Here is a 21,449-nt window from a genome sequence, read left to right as displayed (position 1 = left end):
GCTTTCACTTACTCGTATACCAGTAATAAAGTTTGAAATCTAAGTGTGTGGAATGCTACAATAACAAGCAACTAATTGAGCTAGCAAAGAAGTGATCAAAGATCACTTGGTCAAACATTAATTTTAAATGAACTTCGTTACCACAACTAATTTCAAAATCCGCTGGCATGAATCGAAAACAGGCACTTAAGTTATTGGATTTAGGTACAGCCATGGGTATGATTTCTGGCCCTGCCCTCTGTAGCGGCCTTTTTAAAGTTAATAATGTCGGGGCCAGGTTGCCTGATTCCAAGGACGACTTATCAGGTACGCCAACTGCTTATCTGATGGCCTATTTCAAGTCAAGCAAACAGCAGCTTTTCTATGCTTTCAGTGAAAATTGCCTTTCATGGACTCCGCTAAATAAGGGTAACCCCGTTTTGGAGACTTCGGTCAATCTTCGAGATCCTTTTATTGGCAAGGCAAATGGTAAATTTCATTTAGTGCATACAAAAGGTTGGGATTTTCCAGTAATACATCATTATGAGTCAGATGATCTGTTAGATTGGGTAGGTGGACCGATTCAAGTGGTATCAGATGAAAAAAAGCGGGCCTGGGCTCCTGAGTGGTACTATGAAGAAAAAGAAGGCGTTTTTTATGTTTTTTGGGCAAGTATCCATAACGGACATAATACTATATTCTATCTTAAAACCAAAGACTGGAAAAATATTCGTCCAAACCAGTCTAAGATTTATTATGATCTAGGCATAGATGATATTGATTTTACGGTAACTAAAGTAAATAAGGGCCCTAAACCAGGTTATTACGCCTTCCATAAGCCTGGATCGCTTGAAGATAACTTTAGTGTAGCATGTATGTATTCTCCAACGATCAATCCGGAAGATCCCAATTTTAGTTTTGGCAATATTAAAACTCAATATACAGACATGCCGCAAGTCGTAAAACCAATTGAAGGACCAGAAATTATTCAGCTCAACCAAGAAGATAAATGGTATGTTTATGCAGATCCTTTCCATCAGCCCTTTGTCGCCTGGGAAACAACTGATTTTGAACGGTTTAATCCTATAAAGGTGCAACCGCCCCCGCAATCTAAGCATTGCTCCATTCTTGGCATCACCAGCTCCGAATTAGCTCAACTAAAAAAGCGCTACCCTGTGTAATAAAGGGAAGCGCCATATTTCTCCTGAGGATATTTCTTAAGCTCAAATCCCCACTGAATCGTAAATTAAAACCTTGTCCCAATATTTGGCACACTCGTCTCTAAAAACGTCATGGATGGGATCAACCTGATAGGCATCGTGATCTTGTTGACTTTGGAACGTGCACACCAGGCAATAATCATAACTGCTGTCGATTACTGGTCTGGAAGTGGAGGCCGGTTGGCCTATATGGAAGGTTGCAAGATCTTTAATCTGTCCAAGACTGGTCACTCCTTCGACAAAAGCGGCCTTATCCTGTTCGTTTAAGTCTTTTTTCAGCCAGAAATTAACGACATGTACAAATTTGCTCATAGTTGATAATAATATTTAATGTGTTTGATGAGATTTGGACTAAGTTAAATAAAAACGACTTATTTCTATTTATTTAATGCCTAAATAGGCGGATTTGCTTGTTTCTAAGCAAACTGGCGTTGAACCTTATGCACATTGTCCATATTTTGCCATCAAATTACCTAAATTTAACCTTTAAAATTACCCTTGTTCGTTTCGCTCATGAGTACAGTATATAATATTCACCAGGTATTTGCTCGATTTTTTAAAGATGAGCACTTAGAGCCTTATTTATTTGAGCTTTCCAGAATGCTGGAAGAGGGCCATATTTGCTTGGATCCCCAAAGCGCTGATCTGGATGGATTAAAAGAGGCTGGTTATGATGATTTGCCCGGGGTGGAAGCTATTGCTTCTTCTCCATTGGTTTCAGATGGGCGAGCGCATACCCCTTTTATTTTGCTGGGTGACCGCCTTTATATGCAGCGTTATTACTATTATGAATCCTTGATCTTGGACCGTATTCGCGGTTTTATTGATGCTGAAGGGGGCAAATTACAGCAACGGCTAACAGATCTTTTACGTCTGCAGCCTGATATAGCTGCTCTTTTTCCAGGAAGTGAATTGACCAATGGAAAGGTAGAGTGGCAATGGATGGCGGCTATAACAACAGTGCTGCATGATTTTTCTATTATTACAGGTGGGCCTGGGACGGGCAAAACAACTACAGTAGCAAAGGTCTTAAGCCTATTATTGCAGTTGAATCATAAATTACGCATCGCATTATGCGCACCGACTGGAAAAGCTGCTGCCCGCATGGCTGAATCTCTACGGGCTGCTGGCAAAAATAGCGCTCCTTTTATAAGGGAGGCCTTTGAAGGGCTGCAACCTGCTACAATCCATAGATTGCTGGGTACCATACACAGCAGCCCTGAGTTTAAGCATAACCGGTTGCAACCCCTAGACGTAGATGTTGTCATTGTTGATGAGGCCTCCATGATAGATGTGGCACTCATGGCCAAGCTCATGGACGCAGTAGGGGAAGAAACCAAACTGATTTTACTGGGGGATAAGGATCAACTGGCTTCTGTAGAGGCGGGTAGCCTTTTTGGCGATTTATGTAAGGCCTTGCCTACATTAAATGGCTTTAGCGAAAGATTTTTGCAGGAAATAGCCCCACTCTTACCCGCTGGATCTGTTTTGCACGAAGCCTCGGACGGCACTGACTCCCCTCATTTATTGTTTGAACATATCGTAGAACTTCAATTTAGTCACCGGTTTTCAGATGGCAAGGGCATTGGTAAATTCAGCAAAGCGATATTAAATAACCAACCGGAGCTTATACAGGAGTTTTTTGGTAATCAGGATGATCAGGTAAAAATTGACACGAAGTATGATACGGCTGTTTTTGACCATTTTGTTCGAGGTTATAAAGAATTTATTGAACAGCCGGATATTCTTTCAGCATTACAGAAATTAAACAATTTAAGGGTGCTTTGTGCAGTAAGAGAAGGCGCTTTTGGTGTTGATCAGGTGAACGCGCGCATTGAAAGATTACTTAGGCAAAAGGCAGGACTTAAGCCTTTCGAGCCATTTTATCAAAACCGCCCAATAATGGTCACTTCCAATAACAGCCAGTTAAATTTATTTAATGGAGATATTGGCATCATTCGCGAAGATGAACAGGGGGTTATGCGTGCCTGGTTTGAAGCGGCCGATGGTAGCCTAAAATCGGTGCTGCCTGGATTTGTCGGCAAAGTAGAGACTGCTTTTGCCATGACCATTCACAAAAGCCAAGGTTCAGAATTTAAAGATGTGTTGATTATGCTTCCACAAAACGAACAGGCCACTAAAATGATGACAAGAGAATTACTCTATACAGCTGTAACGAGAGCCCGATCTCAGGTTATTATTCAAGGCAGTGAAGCTGCTATATTAACAGCAGCTGCTGTGGGCATTCATAGAGGGTCTGGTGTGATAGGGAGACTTCGTGCAAACCCATAAAGACAGTTTTAAAGCAAATTAAAATAATTTATATAAATGGCTTTTCAGTTAAAGGCATCAAATTCATTAGAGGAACTGGCAAAGAGTCTGTATTTTGACCTGCATGAATATAACGGGAATGTTTTCAGACCCTATTATATCGTCACCCAAACTGACGGTATGAATAACTGGCTGGGAACCAAGCTGGCAGAGTGGCAGGGTATTGCAGCAGGTATTGCCTATTTGAAACCGAATGATCTTATATTCAAAATCTACTTGTTACTCGGTGGGACTGCCCAGACCATTATGAGTGGCGATAACCTGTGTTGGTTATTGTTTCATCTGATGGGAACCCCGGAATTTATGGCTAAGTTTCCCAAGGTGGCCAGCTATTATGTGTTAACTGAAGAAAAATCCCAAGATCAGATAGCTATAGATAATGCCCGGATAAAAAGATTAGGTCTTGCAAAAAAGGTGGCCGATTTATTTGATCAATACCAGATTTACCGCACCGATATGATCATGGCCTGGAATAAAGGCCAGCAGGGAGGCCAGGAATTGGAAGCCTGGCAGTTTTATTTATGGGAAAAGATTAATATAAAAGATCAAGATAATACGGGGCGGGGAAAAAGGGTCTTTGCGGACAAAAATGAGATAGCAGACTTTATTGAAAAAGCGATCCAGCAGAATCAAACGGAGGTTGCCAGATTGCTCGAAAAAATGCCGGCCGTCTTTATTTTCGGTATTAGCCTTTTGACGGAGTATCACTTACATATTTTTGATTTATTGGCTGGTAAAATGCAGATTTATTTTTACCTGTTAAACCCGGCTCCCGCTGATTATTGGTATGATGATCTAAGTGAGAAAAGACTTATTTTCCTGCGCAAGCTGGGCAAAGTTGCTTCGGATCAGACTGCCCAGGGCCATCCGTTACTACAAAGTATGGGTAAGGTGATTAAGGATACTTTTGGTATGTTATTTAAAAAGGATGAAATTCTAAATAGTTACGAAGCCCTTCCAGAGATTTTGCCGGAGGAGGACAGCCTCTTGCACAAGTTGCAGCTATCTATATATGAAAACAGAACGCCTGATAAGGAGACTCCTTTATTTGCTATAGAGGATATCAAAGATGGATCCTTATCGATTCATGCCTGCTATAGTCCTTTAAGAGAAGTGGAAAGTCTCTATAATTTTCTGGTTTATTTAATTGACCGGAAAAAGCAGTCATTGTCTGCCAGAGACATTGTGGTGATGGTAAGTGATATTGATCATTATGCGGCTTATATAAGGGCTGTATTTGATCATGCACCATATCGGTTTCCATATAAAATAGCCGATGAAAGGTTTACAGAATCCGATAGTATAAGTAGTGCGCTGGAAAGTTTGTTACTTTTAGAATCCAGCGCTTTTACAGCTGAGACGGTTTTAAGGCTACTGGACAGTTCCTATATTAGAAGTCATCTGGGCATCACCCGGCTGGAATTATTACGAGAGGTGTTGGAACAGGCGGGTATACGCTTCGGGATCGAGGGTAATTATACGGATGATTCAGTATATGTGAGCTGGAATTACGGCCTAAAGCGCATTATGTATGGTATTTGCATGATGAGCGATCAACAGGTCGGGGAAGGCCCGGAAGGTTTTTATCCCTTGAATTTAGTGGAAGGGAGTGATAGCGAACAAGTTATCCAGTTTGTGGCTTTTGTCCAGGATTTGATGGACATGCTGGAAAGGCGGGAACAAGACCGGACGCTCTCAGGCTGGGCAGATTTTGTAAAACAGCTATTGGAGAAGTTTATTCTCAAAGAAGAGCAGCAAGGGGATGAAGAGTTTGAATATCTGGCAGCCTTACTGGCAGATTACAATAGTTCCGAGGCTTTTTTTGGAGAAGCAATTAGTTTTGGTGTCTTTATGGAAAGTTTTGGGCAGCGACTGATAACAGCCTCCAGAAATAGCAATTTTGCCTCTGGTGGTGTGACTTTTTGCTCGCTGATTCCCATGCGCAGCATTCCTTTTAAAGTTGTGGCCCTACTGGGACTGGATTATGATAAATTTCCAAGAAAAGAACAGTCCCTTGGTTTTAACCTGATGGAAATTCAAAAAAGACCTGGTGATCGTAATGTAAAGGCCAATGACAAACATTTATTTTTAGAGACAATCTTATCCGCCAGAGATTATTTATATATCAGTTATATCGGCAGAAATATCAAGGATAACACAGATTTGCCCGCTTCCAGTCTGGTAGAAGAACTCATTGAGTATATTGTGGCCGAGTGCAGGGTAGAGAAACCTGCAGAAAAAAAAGAGATTAGAAAAGCAATAATCTTTAAGCACGCTTTGCATCATTTTAGCCCCATGCAATCAGGTGACGTGCCTCAATATCTTCATTTAGTGTCAGATACGGAAAATGAAATTCAGGATAAAGCAGCAACGGCAGACCTTGAAAGCGACACCACTGACTTGAATCTGGATAGATTTATCGGTTTTTTGATTAATCCCATAAAAGGATACTTGAATCAGGTGCTCGGTATTTATTACGGGCAGCGTACAGACGTATTAAAAGAAGAAGAAATTTTTGAATTAAATAATTTACAGCTTTATCAATATAAAGGCGAACTGATCGACTTAAATGAGGAGGAAGCCTGGGAGGATTACCGGGATAAAGGGGTAAAGACAGGTAAATTGCCTCTAAAAAACAGCAGTCGGGTAGCAATGATTGAACTGTTGGAGACCGTAAGTCCGGTAAGAGTGCTATTTGAGACACAAATTGCAGGGGCGGCAGTTCGTGAAGTGCATGTAAATTACAGCTGTGATGGCATCAGTATTAGCGGAAAACTGCGCTTATATGGGGACAAACTGATTTTATTGTCCTGGTCAAAAAAGGAAATGAAAACCCTGCTGCAAGGCTATATACAGTATTTAATGTTGCTGGTTAGTGATATACATGCAGAATTGGTTATAATTTCCAGTAAACAAAACCAGGTATTTTTGGCCCAGCCGCTCAATAAGCAGCGGGCCATTGAATCGTTAAATCAGCTTATTGAGCTATACCAGCGCGGGCAAAATGGCATCTTACCTTTTGTATTGGGCCTTGCGTTAAAAGGGACAAAAGACGGCCTTGATTTTAAAAAATGGTATAGTAAAATACAAAATAAAAATAATAAAGGTGCTTATACAGATCCTTATATCCAAAAAGCAGATGAATTGGGCGTTTTTTCTCCTGAGGCCTTAGAGAATTACATAGATATCCTAGAAATGCTGGAAAGCCCATTGAAAGAGTTGTTTCCAACTTTTAATATGGGGTCTTAATAAATGGCTCCTTTTTGTATTAATTTAAAGTTGAATAAGTAGAAGGTCAGAAAAATAAAAAAATGGCAGTAGAAATATTAAATTTTGATGCGAAAACGGTCCCCCTGAAAGGAACCAACTTAATAGAAGCGAGTGCGGGTACTGGCAAAACCTACTCCATCGCAATCCTTGTGTTAAGAATTTTGCTGGAAATCGATATTAAGGAGGATGGCAAAAATAGAAATATCTCCATTAAGGAAATCTTGATGGTCACCTTTACCAAGGCAGCAGTAGCAGAGCTGGAAACCCGTGTACGTAGCTTTATACGCATGGCCTATGGAGCGACGCAGGGAGAAAATTGTGAAGATGAGACGATAACTGCCATTATAGAAGCAGAAATTGCGCGCAGGGCTTTAAAGCATAAAGATGACCTGGTTGATCAACCAGAGGACGGGGAATCAATAGAGGAAGATGAACAATTAGCACTAGCAAATAATAAGGCTAAAAAGGAGGTGGAAGCGCGTTTATTCGAGGCATTGACATTCCTGGATGAAGCCTCCGTGCAGACCATTCACAGTTTTTGCCAACAGGTACTTCGCGAGTTTGCCTTTGAAACCAGACAATCCTTTTCGGTAGATCTGGTAACCGATATGTCGCAAGTAATTACGACACAGTTAAATCAGTTTTGGCGTTCCAATATAGCGGTCATGCCACTTGATTTTTTACAGTTGCTCGCAGGTAGGTTGAATAGGGCTGATTTAAGTAAAGTAATTGGTGATTATTTTTCAGGAAAGCCCATTTATAATTATGATCCCAATCAGTCTTATCCATTAGATGAAGCGTTTTTTGACGGCTGTAGGTCTTCCACACAGACTTTACAACAGGATATTGCGTCTCTGAACCAACAAATGCTGGATATGTGTGCAGACAGACAGACTTTGGAAATGTGGGTCAGCCGTGAGAAAAATGCTATTAAAACTTTTGGCCCATTAATAGATCAACCCACCGCTTTTTTAGAAACTTTTTGGACAAAATTTGAGAAGCCACCTCAGTATTTAGAGCGGGCATTCCCTGAATTACTAGAGATTGCGAACAAGTTAGCGCCACTCAGCGACGCATTAAATGAGGCACAAACACAGCTAATGCATCATATTTATGCAGCAGCTACCTCTATTATTGGCCCTTCTGTATCGGCCTATAAAGAAAAACACGGGCAATTATGTTTTGATGATCTAATTGAGCAGCTATATCAACGGCTGTGTTTGGAAGATAATCCGGCGCTTATTAATGCCATTCGAAAGAAATTTAAAGTGGTATTTATCGATGAGTTTCAGGATACCGATCGCAAGCAATATGAAATCTTTAATACTGCCTTTGGTAAGGACACCGTGGTGTTTTATATCGGAGATCCCAAACAAAGCATCTATGCATGGCGCAAAGCCGATATTGATACCTATCTAAAAGCCGGTGAGCATGTGGATCGTAAATATGGGATGCATGTTAATTACAGGTCAACGAATGATTTTATAGCCGCAATGAATGGCTTTTTTATGCCTACCGCTGATTTTGATACCTTTTATTATAAGGATAACCCTCAGGGCATTCATTACCATTTAGTAACCGCTCCAGCGGGGAACAAAAAAGGACGATTATTATGTGATAAGGACACTTTTCCTGTTATTACTATAACCGAACAGCCAAATATGGCGGAGGTAGAAAACGCCCTTGTGGCTCAGGTAGCGGCCATTTTAAGTGGAAAATACAGCATAGAGACGATCGTAAAAAATGCGGCTGGAGAAGAAGTTTATGAATCGAGGCCTGTCAGACCGAGTGATTTAGGAATTTTAGTCCGTAGAAACCGCGACATGATTCCACTTAAAAAGGCGTTATCCAGGTACGGGATTCCGTCCGTTGTAATCGGCAATGCGAAGATTTTGGAAACGGAGGAAGCGAAAGAAGTTTTGTATGTGTTGGACGCCATTTTGGAGCAATCCAGAAATGCCATCAACAAAGCCCTGTTAACCTCCATTACGGGAATGAGCATTCAGGATGTGTTAAATCAGGATGATGTTATTACCACCAGACGGTTTGGCGCGTATAAACTTGCCTGGGAGAAAAACGGGGTATATAAAGCACTATTTTCATTTATTGCTGATTATAAGGTGGAAAACTATTTGACAGATCCCAGAACCAGAAATGGAGAAAGGATCATATCTAACTTATATCAGCTTATTGAGTTACTCTACAAACAACAATCTAATAAGAAGTTATCACCTGTAGAATTAAAAGATTGGCTCAGTCGCAGTATTGAGGATCCCATTGCAGAAGGGGACGAGTATGAACAACGGGTAGAGAGTGATGATCAGTCGGTAACGATCATGACTGTGCATAAAAGCAAAGGACTGCAATTTAATATTGTTTTGACCCATGCCATGGACCTGATGACCCAAAATGGACATGAAAACTTTTTTGTTTTTAAAAATAAAGCGGGTGTGGATGAGGTAATCCCGGCTGATTTGTTAATTGGGGAAGACCTGGAGCAATATGATACACAAAGGATGCAGGAAAACAGAAGAATGCTTTATGTTATCCTGACTAGAGGGGTGTATGCCTGTTTTATTTATAGTTCCACTTATTCAAATAAAAAGCAGCATTGTGCATTCTATGCGTTTTTAAACGCATTTAAAGAAAATCTACCCGAAGGGATACGCTTTATGGAACCCTTAATTGTACCGGAAGGTTTTAGATATAAGCGAAAAGAAAAGGATATTCAAATCACATCAACACCAAAAAAGGATACAGTTTCGTTTGTTTTACTAGAAAATAACTGGCGTAAACTCAGCTATACCTATTTAGCGGCGGCACCATCCGTCCATAGTCCTTATGAATCCAGAAATCCTGGCAGTACCTATGATCAGTTTGTTTTTCAGGTCTTACGGCGAGGTAATATTACGGGTAATCTTTTACATGACGTTTTTGAACATATAAGTTTTGAACAATCCGGCGCGTGGTCAAAAGAAATTCAAAAAGCAGTGTCAAGATATGCACCGCATGATGCTGCTCTTTATGAGCCCATGCTGTTGGAGCTACTGGAACACACTTCTTTTGCTACCATAAAAACGGATAATGGACAATTTTCACTGAGTCAGACGAGTATGGATAAAAGATTAAATGAATTTGAATTTGATTTTCCGGTGCACTTGTTTAATAGAAGTGATTTAAGTACACTTATTGGTGATAAAGCGGTATTGCAAACAAATCATTCCCTGGGCTGGGAAGGTATGATGAATGGAAAAATAGATATGCTTTTTGAGCACAGCGGTAAATATTACGTACTGGACTGGAAATCTACTTATTTAGGGGGCGAATTGTCTGATTATGCTGCTAGGAACCTGGAACAAGAAATGTCCAGACATAATTATCATTTGCAATATTTAATATATACAGTAGCAACGGTCAAATATTTGATAGAAAGATTAGAAGACTTTGATTATGAAAGAGATTTCGGAGGTGTATTGTATTATTTTGTAAGAGGTGTCCGTGCTGGAAGTGGATCGGGAATTTATTTTGTGAAACCGCCTGAGAACATAATTGCTTCCTTAATTGCCTTATGGAGTACAAAGACATCAGAAATCACTGATTATTAGAAGGGTAAAATTTAGATTGAATTGATATAAAAAAAATAAGCCCTGGTAGAAACCAGGGCCGCAACCAAAACTAACTGCTTATGAGAACTATAAAGTTCCGCTAAGACATTCAATTATCCAAATACATTAAAGGATAATAACAATTCATTTGAACTGAAAGCTGCATTTTGTAGCTAAACAGTTAAATTTTTTGGATTAACTTTCTTTTTGCGTGCCTTATTTAAATGATATAATTTACGGGATCTTTTAAAGTTGATATATGCCTGAATGGATTTAACGAATGCATCTTTAACCAAAACCTTTTATAACCTACTCAAAAATGACTGACTAAGAATAAGTAAGTGCGGATTTTACCATTTGTGTAGAAAGCATTACCCATTAATGCCTGGAAGACGTCAATTTTACAGCTAAATCTTTCTGGCAGATTTTTTGGATTAATATCACAGAAACAAAGCGTAAAATCATGGCAAAGTATAGTCATAAAGCAGAAGAGAAAGTGGAAAAATCCATGCATGAAATGAAAGAAGGTAAACTAAAAAGTGGCAGTGGAAAAAAAGTCACCAACCCTAAGCAGGCTGTGGCCATTGGTTTATCAGAAGCAAGAATGGAAGGCGCAAAAGTGCCAAAGAAAAAAAGCAGCAAAAAGTAATCACTATGTGGTTTCCCTAAATTGAAGAACCCTTATTTATAACCAAATAATATTATTATGGAAACTGGAGATTTAACGACGCTGACTTCGGTAATGGAGAAGCTTCGAGAACGAAAACTGGACACAGAATTTAAATGGAGCGAAAAAGGATTTAATGCCGGCAAGGGGAAAGATTATCAGCCTGGAGATTTGAAAATAATCAGAACCTACCGTTTTGAAGGCGATTCGAATCCTGATGATTCATCAGTTCTTTATGTGATTAAAGCGGATGATGGTTTGATTGGTTATACATTGGATGCATATGGAGCGGTTAGCAACCATGGCCCCGAGTATAACAACTTTATGCGCAATATACCTGTAGAGGGACGTGAGGATCAAATTGAATTTGATTTATAAACATTCGCTTAAGCACTTATTTTATTCATTAAAACCTTTATTTTATGTCTAATCTTTTATATGTAGTGGCCGTTATTTTGATCATTGGATGGATTCTGGGCTTTTTTGTTTATAGCGCCGGTGGTCTAATCCATATTTTATTGGTAATTGCGATTATTGCTATTTTAATTCGTGTAATAAGAGGTGGTAAGGCTGTTTAATTTCAGCATGTCATGTAGAGTAAGCAGTTTACAGAACAATTTATTTCCTTTGTTTATTAAATGATAAATAGGGCTTAGACAAATAGAGTCTCGGCCCTATTTGTCTAAAAAATGGGCGCTTTAGTCCATTTAAATTTCTTTTGCGCTGCTCTTTTGTTTAAATATATAATGGCCAGCGGCATAACCATTAGCGTGGTCATTAATGCGAGTTCGCCTTTTTTGAGAAACTTAACGCTTAGTGCTGAGCATAGGGTAGCGGCCGTAAAACTTAATAACAAATTTGTCGGGAATTGCTGATTACAGGTACTTGTATTTATGGCTATTTCTTTTTCTGTTTTAATATCCTTTTTGCGGTTCATATAAATAAGTTTCAAGAGTTAATAATAAGAACCAAAGGTCAAATATTATTCCATAATACTGATTTTGAGATTTAACCATGGGTAAGGTTAAGATTGATGACTTTCTTAGCTCTGGCATATCAATTGTTTTTAATTTAAAAAAATAAATAATAATGGGTAATCAAGAATATCAAGACGATAAAATCAGGGACACTGACCCTGCAAAATTAGATAAGCTGGCAGATGAAAAATATATTGACGCTATGCGGGATCAGACAGAATCACTTTCCAAGGCAGATACCGCTTCTATTGCTAACGACAATGAAGATGTTTTTGGAGACGCCGATGACGGGGTAAGCGCAAGTGATGAGGAAGGGGTGATAGCAGATGGTGCTGATAATGTATCTGCTGAGGAAATAGCAGATCTGGAAAACGCTGCTACTCGAATGCCTGATGAGCAAGATGATATGGCCGATATGACAACCCTTGACGATTCGGATCTGGATGGGACGCCCTTAAATGAAAAAGAAGATATGATGGGAGGAGATCTGGATATCGGTCAGTCAGAGGAAGACTCGAATATTTATGATGATAATGAAGATTAATGAGCAGCTGCTGAAATAGATAAATGGAAAGATTATCAGAAAATATCATACGAAAGCTTATTGAAATCAATATGGAGCGCAGGCATGGATACGAGTTTGCCGCTAAATTGGTCAGTTGCCCGGAAAAAAGGAAATTATTACTGAAGCTATCCAGCCAAAGTGAAGGCTTTGTAATGGAATTAACTTATTTCCTTAAGCTCTATGGTGGATCTATAGGATCTGCATCCATGGACTATACCAGGCAGGAGCAGGATAATTTTGACCCAAATCAAAGTGATCAGGCGACTTTTCTAATCCTGCTTCAACAAGAAATAAAAAGAATCGCGCATTATAATCATTTGCTGACCGAGGGAATTGATTTGGATAATACCCTGGTTGAGAAAATCAGGGCCCAAAAATCGGAATTAATGGAAAGCGAAAGAAAGCTGACGGACGACTTAAAGGATTAATCTGATCAAAATGACACCAGAATTAATCTATTAGGCGATGGGGAATTATTTCCCCAGCATTGGGTACAGTGATCAGTGTTGTTTGGAGCCCAGCCCAAATTTTTTCCATTAAGATGAAAATGCAAATAAGCTGATCGGTATTATTCAGAAACTAAAAATATAGTATTATGGCCAAAAGTGTAAAAAAGAAAACAACGACTAACTCAATAATAGCATCCGCAAAAAAAGCCGACCAGGCCGTAAAATCAGCCAAAGGAACTGAAAAAGCAGAAAAATCAGTTAAAAGATCTAAGCGACATACCTACCCATTTGGACTTATAGGGAACTGTTCTTATTTAGCCCATATTATGACTAATACAAATATATGTTGGATGTGTATGCCTCGTTTTGACAGCAGCTTTATTTTTGGTGGACTCGTGGATCAGCAAAAGGGTGGAGCGTTTTCTATTTTACCAGAAGGGAAGTTTACCAGTCATCAATATTATAAAGAAAATACCAATATCCTTTGCACCGAAATAACGTGTAGTGAGGGCAGATATAAGGTTACAGATTTTGCGCCGCGCTTTAATTTGTACGATCGGTATTTTAAGCCGCTTATGTTAATTCGTAAGGTAGAACCGCTTGACGGAAATCCCAGAGTGAAGGTAACTTGCAAACCAGTGGCTGAGTATGGAAATAAGCAGCTCGATGCTTATCCCGCAAGTAATCATATCGATTACTTTGGGGCAGGTAATCCCATCAGACTGACAACGGATTTTTCCATTAACCATATACTTGCGGGTGAATATAGCGTACTTACGGATACCAAATATCTTGTCCTGACCTATGGCAGCCCATTAGAAGCCCCGCTGGCAAGTACAGTAGAGGATTTTTTACATAAGACCCAATTATACTGGGGTGCGTGGGTGAAAAAAACCAGCATAGGCAACATGTATCAAACGCAAGTGATTCGCAGTGCCCTTGTGCTTAAAATTCATCAATATGAAGACACAGGTGCGATCATAGCTGCCAGTACAACCTCACTTCCTGAAGCGCCTGGTTCAGGTAGAAACTGGGATTATCGTTTTTGCTGGCTTAGAGACGCTTATTATATTTTGTTGGCCTTTAATAATATTGGTCACTTTGAGGAAATGGAAGGCTATTTTAATTATATCGCTAATATTTCAGTTAAAGAAAAGGGCCGATATCAGCCTTTATATGGTATTGCCGGGGAGAAAAACCTGAAAGAAAGGATTCTGGGTCTTACTGGTTATTTAGGCAATGTGCCCGTAAGAGTGGGTAACGAAGCCTCAACGCATATTCAAAATGATATTTATGGTCAGGTCATGTTGAGTTTATTGCCACTTTATACAGATGAACGTTTTGTACGCCGCGAAAAATCGGACTCTTCCACTTGGATCGCCTCGCTTTTAAAGAAAATTGATATGGTAATGGATGAGCCTGATGCAGGATTATGGGAGTTCCGTAATTTTAGGAATTACCACTGTTATACCTATTTATTTCATTGGGCAGGCTGCCTTGCAGCTATAAAGATTGCCAAACGAATTGAGGACAAAAAAATAGAACGTTGGGCTGTTGCTTTAAAAGAAAGGGCTGAAGCTAAGATTGAATCTTGTTATGACCCCAAAAGGAAAGTGTACCAACAAGCAACAGATTCCGCTTATTTGGATGCCAGTACACTACAATTGATTATGATGCATTATCTGGATCCCGCAGGTAAAAAGGCACAGGATCATTTAAAAGCTGTTGAAAAAAAGTTGGAGGCGCCCGGAGGATTGTTTTACAGATACCTGCACGAGGATGATTTTGGTTTTCCGGACACGACTTTTTTAATTACCGCCTTTTGGCACGTTGAAGCCCTCACGGCCGTGGGCAGGGTAGAGGAAGCCATTGTGAAATTTGAAAAATTGCTGACCTATGGCAATCATCTGGGACTTTTTAGTGAGGATGTGGATGCCGAAAACGGCAGCCAATGGGGGAACTTCCCCCAGGCATATAGTCATGTTGGACTTATGAATGCCGCCTATCGTATTGCCCAGAAAATAAATAATCCCAATTTTTTCTAAGAGATGACGGGTTTATAAATCCTTATTTAGGCTGATGGTCTTTAACAGCATAATAACTTCAGCCGGGTCGTCTATAAAATATTTTGCCTGGCTCATGCCGCCGCCTACTTTTATGGTAATCGCCTTTTGAGGCATGGCCATAAATGTATCTTCATCGGTGGTGTCATCACCTATGGCCAGATAAAAGTCGGCAGGAAATTGTCGAAGCCATTTTTCGGCTCCTTTGCCCTTGTTGATAATGGTACTTTTTACTTCAACAACTTTATGGCCTTCCAGTACTTGCAGTCCTTTGTCCGAAACCAGGTGTTTTAAATGACCGGTAATTTCTTTGGCTCTAAGTTCACCCAAAGAGGGTTCTGCCTTCCGGTAATGCCAGGCCAGGGAAAAATCCTTTTCCTCAATAAAAGAGCCAGGAGTGCGCAGTTCATATTGTTCCATCACGGATCTGACATCCGTCTTCCAATTGTTTTCCAGTGCCTCACTGATGGTCCATTTTTCCCCGAATTTCTTTGTCCAGGCACCATGTTCAGCTATAATATCAAGGGGAATTCCTTGCATCCATGTTTCAAGTGATTGTCTGCTTCGGCCACTAATGACAATGATCCTGTTTTTGGTATCACTGGTAAGTGCCTTTAATAATTGAATAAGTTCAGCACTGGGCGCTGCCTTAGCAGGGTTTTTATCAAAGGGTACCAGGGTGCCATCATAATCTAAAAATATAAGTCGACTATTTGCCTGCTGATAGGCTTTGGTAAAGTTGTCAAGGTTTACTGGGCTGATTTGTCTTGTTGATAATTTTTGTTGTTTCTCTTTTGCTATGGAAAGGCTATTTAAAAAGTTATTAACCCACATATGTATATTGAATTTTTTTATATTTTCCTGCATGATTTGCATATGCTGCATTTTCTCTGAGGGATCCATCTGCAGTGCCGTATTTATAGCCGCGGCCATGCCATCGGCATCTCCTGGATTGATAATAATGGCCTCCGTTAGTTCTCTGGCAGCGCCTGCCATTTCACTTAATATCAAAACGCCTTCTCTGTCCGTTTTACTGGCGATATATTCCTTACAGACTAAATTCATGCCATCCCGCATAGGCGTTACCAGTGCAATATCCGCACTATAATACAAAGCTGATAGAATCTCGAAGGCCCATGAACGGTAAAAATACTGTATGGGCTGCCAGCTAAGCGTACTATACTGGGCATTGATATGTGATACCTGTTTATCTATATCTTCTTTAAGTTGTTCATATTCAGGAACCTTGTCTCTTGAAGGTACGATCAATTGATAGAAAACGATTTTGCCTCTGTATGCTGGATAATCTTTTAAAAAGGTGTTATAACCGCTTAAACGCTGTAAAATGCCCTTACTGTAATCCAACCGGTCAATGGAAATCAATAATTTTTTTCCTTCCAAACCTTCAATAATCCGCTGACTATATTTTTGGGTAACAGGACGACTGACCTGGTCATGGAATTTGTCAAAATCTATACCCATTGGAAATGGCTCAGCAGTGATTAAGCGTTTGCCAAAGGCGATTATATTCATATTGGATTGTACATCCATAATGCGCAAAATGGCACTGATAAAGTGCCTGACATCATCATAGGTATGAAAGCCAATCAAATCGGCACCCAAAAGCCCTTTTAGCAACTGCTCTCTCCAGGGAATCATCCTAAAGACTTCATAGGATGGGAAAGGTATGTGCTGGAAGTAACCAATACTGATATCTGGTAATTGTTCCCGAATCAAATTAGGCACCAGCATTAATTGGTAATCATGCACCCAGATCGTATCTCCCGGGCTGGCAATACGGATAACTGCCTCTGCGAATTTTCTATTAACTGATTGGTAGGCTAGCCAATTTTTTTTCTCAAAACTTGCATAGGATGGGAAGTAATGGCATAATGGCCATAAGGTTTGATTAGAAAAACCTTCATAATATTCTTTAATTTCCTGTTGGGTCAAAAAAACCGGTTCTAGTGATTGGCGCTGAAGTGACTGCTGAATTTCGCTAGCCATGGCCTTGTCCTTTATTTGTGTACCAGGCCATCCGATCCAAATCCCTCCTTTTTCCTTGTAAAAACTCCCAAGACCAGTGGCTAAGCCACCCTCACTTGTTTTTATTTGCCATTGACCTTTTTTAATTTCTATTTTAATGGGTAGCCGGTTGGAAACGATGATCAATTTAGGCTTGTTCATGAATTAATTGATTGTTGAAGCTATCAGCAATTGTGCAATTCTTATACCATTTGCCAATATCTGGGTAATCTATGCGGTTATGGTTTTAGAAGTGCTTGCCTGCGCAAAAAATACCACTTTAGATTGTAGATCAGGATGGGGTATTTTTAGAACAATTTGTGAATTTAGATGGAATGGGGCTGAATAAGCATTGCTTTAGAAGAAAGTTTAATAGCAAACGCTTTGTGCTAATTTTGGGGTGTTAGCGTCTAGGTACTTCTATGGCTCGGCACAGTCGGTACACTTAACTTGGTTATTTTAAGGATGCTTCGACAAAAGGCGGGACCATGCAGGTAAGTACAAAATAAGCGCGGCATATACTTTGTTGTAAGTGTGAGGGGATGGTGATAAAGAATTTTTAGCCTTTTTGAATAAAGTCAATGAAAGTATCAATATAAAAATTAATGCAGGAATGGAAAATATAGAACAATTAGCTATAAATACAGTACGTGTACTTGCCGCTGACAGTGTCCAAAAAGCGAATTCCGGACACCCTGGAACACCTATGGGGCTGGCACCCATAGGGCATGTTTTATGGAGTAAAATTATGAATTACAACCCTAAAGATCCTCATTGGGCCGGCAGGGATCGTTTTGTTCTCTCCTGTGGTCATGCATGTATGTTACAATATGCCTATTTGTTTTTAACAGGCTATGAAGTGCATATGGATGATATTAAAGAATTTAGACAACTGCATAGCATTACACCGGGGCATCCTGAATACGGACTTACGCCAGGCATCGAGGTGACCACAGGCCCACTTGGACAGGGGTTTGCTAACGGTGTTGGAATGGGGATTGCCCGAGCAATGCTGGCAGCCAAGTTTAATAAAGACGGATTTGACGTTTTTAATTATAATATTTACGCGATATGTAGTGATGGAGACCTGATGGAGGGTGTTAGCTCTGAGGCTGCTTCACTGGCTGGACATCTGGGTTTAGGAAGTTTAGTATACGTTTATGATAATAATCATATAACCATTGAGGGCAGTACTGAATTGGCTTTTAATGAGGACGTAGCGGCCAGGTTCAGAAGTTATGGGTGGCATGTACAGACGGTCGACGACGGGAATGATCTGGAGGCCATCGAGTCAGCTATATTAGCCGGCAAAGATGAAAAAAAACGTCCCTCTTTGATTATTGTGCGCACCGTCATTGGTTACGGCAGTCCAGATAAGGAAGGTACGGCCGCGGCCCATGGTTCACCATTAGGGACAGCGGAGGTTCGAAAAGTAAAAGAAGGATTTGGTTTTGATCCTGATACAAGTTTTGAGATCCCGTCTGATGTTTTGCAATATTATCGTCAGGTGGGGGTGAAGGGATGGAAAAGCAACAAAAATGGGAAGCCTTGTGGAAAAATTATTGTCAGCATTTTTCCGAGCTGGCTGAAACCTACGAAAATGCAGCAAAAGATGAATTTCCGGGCGATTGGGATATTGATTTACCTGAGTTTGAACCAGATGAAAAGGGAATGGCTACCAGAAAGGCAGCCGGGAAGGCACTGGAGGCAATTGCGCCCTATTTTCCATTACTGGTTGGAGGCGCAGCCGATCTGGCTCCCTCCACTGATACTTTAATAAAAGGTCTTGGGTCATTTAGTAAGCAAGACCCTGGTGGCAGGAATCTCCATTTTGGCATCAGAGAACATGCGATGGGCGCCATTTTGAACGGGATCACCCTGACGAAGGGTTTTACGGCTTTTGGGGCAACTTTTCTCATATTTTCAGATTATATGCGTCCTCCAATGCGGCTGGCAGCCATCATGAAAATAAAACCGATTTATGTTTTTACTCATGACAGTATTGGACTGGGAGAGGATGGGACAACACATCAACCTGTGGAACAACTCATTGGGCTTAGATCCGTCCCTAATCTGGTCGTGATCCGGCCGGCAGATGCCAACGAAGCAGTCCAGGCCTGGAAGGTGGCAATGACGCATAAAGGTGGACCGGTTGCCTTGATTTTGACGCGCCAGGAAATCCCTATATTAGACCAGAATTACTTTACACACGCCTGCCATTTGCAAAAAGGAGCCTATATTCTCAACGATCCACCGACTGAACATAAGCCTGAACTCATTTTGATGGGATCGGGCAGTGAAGTGCATTTATTATTGGAAGCACAAACCGATTTATTTCAAATGGGCATATGGGCGCGGGTTGTTAGTTTTCCCAGTTGGGAACTTTTTGATCTGCAAGACCAGGCATATAAGGAAAAAGTACTCCCTGCGGACCTGCATAAAAGGATTGCGGTGGAGGCAGGTTCTCCTATTGGATGGGCTAAGTATGTTTGTGATGAGGGGATTGTGATTGGACTTAATCATTTTGGCTCCTCCGCGCCAGGGAATGTGTTAATGGAAGAATTTGGATTTACAGCAGAAAATGTCATCCAGAACGCCAAATCTTTAATGGGCCGTTTTTAGGCTAATATTTAATTTTGGGTGTTACCTGTTGACAAATGCCATACATTATAGCATATCTGAAGTATCTGAAGGGATATGGATGAAAAAAGGATACGCCCGAGTTTTTTTTGTTAAAACGCTGTTTTTTAATAATGAATCACAGCAGGAACTTGTTATTGTTTCGGTTTTTCGGGCAATTGGATTATATTTGTTATAATCCTATACCTAGTGAAACATGAAAAAAATTTTAATTATTGATGACGATATTTCAATCTGTAAGATATTAAGTAAGTTTTTGCAAAAAAGTGGTTACGAAGTAGCTACTGCATTATCCGGCAAACAGGCATTTCAGATTTTAAAAAAGGATGTATTTGATCTGATCCTTTGTGATTATAATCTGGGAGATATTAAAGGCCTTGAGGTGCTATCAAAAATAAACCAATTATATCCGCAGTCCATCGTCATCTTTATCAGTGGTTATGGTAATATCCAGACTGCTGTGGATTTAGTAAAAGAAGGTGCTTATCATTTTTTGACCAAGCCACTCTATCCCGACATTATTTTAGCCACTATTGAAGAGGCATTATCTCAGAAAAAACCAAATAAGGATAAGATTGCCGCTAAAGTTAAAGCACCTTCCAGCGAGCAACGTTATGTAAAAGGTTGCAGCGCCGCCTCTAAACGACTATTTGAACATGTAGCGCTTGTTGCCCCAACTGATTACAGCGTGATTATCCATGGTGAAACAGGAACGGGTAAAGAAGCACTAGCTAGATTACTCCATGACCAGAGTCATAGAAAAGATCGTAATTTTATTGCTATTGATTGTGGAAGCTTATCCAAAGAGCTGGCTGCCAGCGAACTATTCGGCCACTTAAAGGGCGCTTTTACGGGAGCCATGCAGGATAAAAAGGGCGCCTTTGAAATGGCTGATGGCGGTACAATATTTTTGGATGAAATTGGCAATCTGAGCTATGAAGTACAGATGTATTTATTACGCACCTTACAGGAAAAATCTGTTCGATGTATTGGTGAAGTAAAAGAAAAAGAGGTGGATGTACGGGTAATTACTGCTTCCAATGAAGATTTGTACGAGAAAGTGCGTCAAAAGACCTTCAGAGAAGATCTCTATCATAGACTTAATGAATTTAAACTCGAAGTACCTCGATTGACTGAGCGCATGGAAGATATGCCCCAACTGGTAGCTTATTTTATCAGGCAGGCAGAATCTCAATTGGATAAACATATTATTGGCCTAAGCCCGGCGGTGAAAAAACTCTTTCATCAATATAGCTGGCCTGGTAATATTCGTGAATTACAAAATGTGATTAAAAGGGCTTGCTTGTTGAGTAAAGATGGAGCGGAAATAGAAATTGATAGCCTTCCGCTTGAAATTACTTCTTTTTCGGAAACATCCTCCGCAAGCCAGCCGGCAGAACTTAAAAATGTCATTCTTGAAGCCCAGAAAAACGAAATATTACGTGTCCTGGAAAAGGTGAATTATAACAAGACAAAGGCCGCTTCCATTTTAAAGATTGATCGTAAAACCCTGTATAATAAATTAAAAGAAATAGATCTTTAAAAATCAGATAAATAGAATTTTTAAAGTCTGACATTCCTTACTTGGGCAGGCATCCTATTTGTTAAAGCATTAATTGAACATAAATTTTGGCACCTTTTGATCCGCAAAATCCCCC

The 21,449-nt window shown here is 40.2% G+C and carries 16 protein-coding genes; 13 read left to right on the top strand and 3 right to left on the bottom strand.

Annotated features, from left to right (window positions below; all coding sequences use genetic code 11):
• Positions 1-167 precede the first annotated feature (167 nt).
• Positions 168-1,160, top strand: a complete 993-nt coding sequence (locus FSB73_RS01865; protein WP_146779892.1) for a glycoside hydrolase family protein — start codon at positions 168-170, stop codon at positions 1,158-1,160.
• Positions 1,161-1,202: 42 nt separating this feature from the next.
• Here FSB73_RS01865 and FSB73_RS01860 read toward each other — a convergent pair whose 3' ends face one another.
• On the bottom strand, positions 1,203-1,511 hold the full coding sequence (locus FSB73_RS01860; protein WP_146779891.1) for a Dabb family protein: 309 nt from the start codon (positions 1,509-1,511) through the stop codon (positions 1,203-1,205).
• 201 nt (positions 1,512-1,712) lie between these two features.
• On the opposite strand from FSB73_RS01860, the gene recD reads away from it, so the two are divergent.
• From recD to FSB73_RS01830, 6 genes are all read left to right on the top strand, one after another.
• Complete coding sequence (gene recD / locus FSB73_RS01855) at positions 1,713-3,491, top strand: exodeoxyribonuclease V subunit alpha (protein ID WP_146779890.1); 1,779 nt, start codon at positions 1,713-1,715, stop codon at positions 3,489-3,491.
• Positions 3,492-3,527: 36 nt separating this feature from the next.
• Positions 3,528-6,779, top strand: a complete 3,252-nt coding sequence (gene recC, locus FSB73_RS01850; RefSeq protein ID WP_146779889.1) for an exodeoxyribonuclease V subunit gamma — start codon at positions 3,528-3,530, stop codon at positions 6,777-6,779.
• 62 nt (positions 6,780-6,841) lie between these two features.
• Complete coding sequence (locus FSB73_RS01845; RefSeq protein ID WP_146779888.1) at positions 6,842-10,405, top strand: UvrD-helicase domain-containing protein; 3,564 nt, start codon at positions 6,842-6,844, stop codon at positions 10,403-10,405.
• Positions 10,406-10,868: 463 nt separating this feature from the next.
• Entirely contained in the window at positions 10,869-11,054 is a 186-nt protein-coding gene (locus FSB73_RS01840; protein WP_146779887.1) for a DUF6496 domain-containing protein, read from the top strand.
• 57 nt (positions 11,055-11,111) lie between these two features.
• On the top strand, positions 11,112-11,450 hold the full coding sequence (locus FSB73_RS01835; RefSeq protein WP_146779886.1) for a hypothetical protein: 339 nt from the start codon (positions 11,112-11,114) through the stop codon (positions 11,448-11,450).
• Between the two features lie 44 nt (positions 11,451-11,494).
• Positions 11,495-11,650 (top strand): lmo0937 family membrane protein, encoded by a 156-nt coding sequence (locus FSB73_RS01830; RefSeq protein WP_146779885.1) that lies wholly within the window; start codon positions 11,495-11,497, stop codon positions 11,648-11,650.
• Between the two features lie 104 nt (positions 11,651-11,754).
• On the opposite strand, the gene FSB73_RS01825 is transcribed toward FSB73_RS01830, so the two are convergent.
• On the bottom strand, positions 11,755-12,009 hold the full coding sequence (locus tag FSB73_RS01825; RefSeq protein ID WP_146779884.1) for a hypothetical protein: 255 nt from the start codon (positions 12,007-12,009) through the stop codon (positions 11,755-11,757).
• Positions 12,010-12,161: 152 nt separating this feature from the next.
• On the opposite strand from FSB73_RS01825, the gene FSB73_RS01820 reads away from it, so the two are divergent.
• The 3 genes from FSB73_RS01820 (at position 12,162) to FSB73_RS01810 (ending at position 15,108) form a co-directional block, all read left to right on the top strand.
• Complete coding sequence (locus FSB73_RS01820; RefSeq protein ID WP_146779883.1) at positions 12,162-12,593, top strand: hypothetical protein; 432 nt, start codon at positions 12,162-12,164, stop codon at positions 12,591-12,593.
• Positions 12,594-12,616: 23 nt separating this feature from the next.
• Complete coding sequence (locus FSB73_RS01815) at positions 12,617-13,042, top strand: restriction endonuclease subunit S domain-containing protein (RefSeq protein ID WP_146779882.1); 426 nt, start codon at positions 12,617-12,619, stop codon at positions 13,040-13,042.
• 167 nt (positions 13,043-13,209) lie between these two features.
• On the top strand, positions 13,210-15,108 hold the full coding sequence (locus FSB73_RS01810) for a glycoside hydrolase family 15 protein (RefSeq protein WP_146779881.1): 1,899 nt from the start codon (positions 13,210-13,212) through the stop codon (positions 15,106-15,108).
• A gap of 12 nt (positions 15,109-15,120) precedes the next feature.
• Here FSB73_RS01810 and FSB73_RS01805 read toward each other — a convergent pair whose 3' ends face one another.
• Entirely contained in the window at positions 15,121-17,313 is a 2,193-nt protein-coding gene (locus FSB73_RS01805; RefSeq protein WP_146779880.1) for a bifunctional alpha,alpha-trehalose-phosphate synthase (UDP-forming)/trehalose-phosphatase, read from the bottom strand.
• Between the two features lie 451 nt (positions 17,314-17,764).
• On the opposite strand from FSB73_RS01805, the gene FSB73_RS23715 reads away from it, so the two are divergent.
• The 3 genes from FSB73_RS23715 (at position 17,765) to FSB73_RS01795 (ending at position 21,334) form a co-directional block, all read left to right on the top strand.
• The gene (locus FSB73_RS23715; RefSeq protein WP_225974377.1) at positions 17,765-18,928 is read left to right on the top strand and encodes a transketolase family protein; all 1,164 of its coding nucleotides are present in this window, start codon (positions 17,765-17,767) and stop codon (positions 18,926-18,928) included.
• Positions 18,823-19,773 (top strand): transketolase-like TK C-terminal-containing protein, encoded by a 951-nt coding sequence (locus FSB73_RS23710; protein WP_225974376.1) that lies wholly within the window; start codon positions 18,823-18,825, stop codon positions 19,771-19,773. The genes FSB73_RS23715 and FSB73_RS23710 overlap by 106 nt, the downstream gene beginning before the upstream one ends.
• Before the next feature lie 214 nt (positions 19,774-19,987).
• A complete protein-coding gene (locus tag FSB73_RS01795; RefSeq protein WP_146779879.1) occupies positions 19,988-21,334 on the top strand; it encodes a sigma-54-dependent transcriptional regulator in 1,347 nt (448 codons plus the stop codon).
• Positions 21,335-21,449: the final 115 nt, after the last annotated feature.

Origin of the sequence: Arachidicoccus ginsenosidivorans, assembly GCF_007971385.1 — a bacterium.
Classification (GTDB): domain Bacteria; phylum Bacteroidota; class Bacteroidia; order Chitinophagales; family Chitinophagaceae; genus Arachidicoccus; species Arachidicoccus ginsenosidivorans.
Note: the sequence above shows the minus strand (reverse complement) of the source record. Positions and strands in the feature narration are given on the sequence as shown.

Coding starts and splice junctions, on each gene's coding strand:
- FSB73_RS01865 (WP_146779892.1), top strand. CDS start 168: ATGAATCGAAAACAGGCACTTAAGTTATTGGATTTAGGTACAGCCATG.
- FSB73_RS01860 (WP_146779891.1), bottom strand. CDS start 1,511: ATGAGCAAATTTGTACATGTCGTTAATTTCTGGCTGAAAAAAGACTTA.
- recD (WP_146779890.1), top strand. CDS start 1,713: ATGAGTACAGTATATAATATTCACCAGGTATTTGCTCGATTTTTTAAA.
- recC (WP_146779889.1), top strand. CDS start 3,528: ATGGCTTTTCAGTTAAAGGCATCAAATTCATTAGAGGAACTGGCAAAG.
- FSB73_RS01845 (WP_146779888.1), top strand. CDS start 6,842: ATGGCAGTAGAAATATTAAATTTTGATGCGAAAACGGTCCCCCTGAAA.
- FSB73_RS01840 (WP_146779887.1), top strand. CDS start 10,869: ATGGCAAAGTATAGTCATAAAGCAGAAGAGAAAGTGGAAAAATCCATG.
- FSB73_RS01835 (WP_146779886.1), top strand. CDS start 11,112: ATGGAAACTGGAGATTTAACGACGCTGACTTCGGTAATGGAGAAGCTT.
- FSB73_RS01830 (WP_146779885.1), top strand. CDS start 11,495: ATGTCTAATCTTTTATATGTAGTGGCCGTTATTTTGATCATTGGATGG.
- FSB73_RS01825 (WP_146779884.1), bottom strand. CDS start 12,009: ATGAACCGCAAAAAGGATATTAAAACAGAAAAAGAAATAGCCATAAAT.
- FSB73_RS01820 (WP_146779883.1), top strand. CDS start 12,162: ATGGGTAATCAAGAATATCAAGACGATAAAATCAGGGACACTGACCCT.
- FSB73_RS01815 (WP_146779882.1), top strand. CDS start 12,617: ATGGAAAGATTATCAGAAAATATCATACGAAAGCTTATTGAAATCAAT.
- FSB73_RS01810 (WP_146779881.1), top strand. CDS start 13,210: ATGGCCAAAAGTGTAAAAAAGAAAACAACGACTAACTCAATAATAGCA.
- FSB73_RS01805 (WP_146779880.1), bottom strand. CDS start 17,313: ATGAACAAGCCTAAATTGATCATCGTTTCCAACCGGCTACCCATTAAA.
- FSB73_RS23715 (WP_225974377.1), top strand. CDS start 17,765: ATGGAAAATATAGAACAATTAGCTATAAATACAGTACGTGTACTTGCC.
- FSB73_RS23710 (WP_225974376.1), top strand. CDS start 18,823: ATGGCTACCAGAAAGGCAGCCGGGAAGGCACTGGAGGCAATTGCGCCC.
- FSB73_RS01795 (WP_146779879.1), top strand. CDS start 19,988: ATGAAAAAAATTTTAATTATTGATGACGATATTTCAATCTGTAAGATA.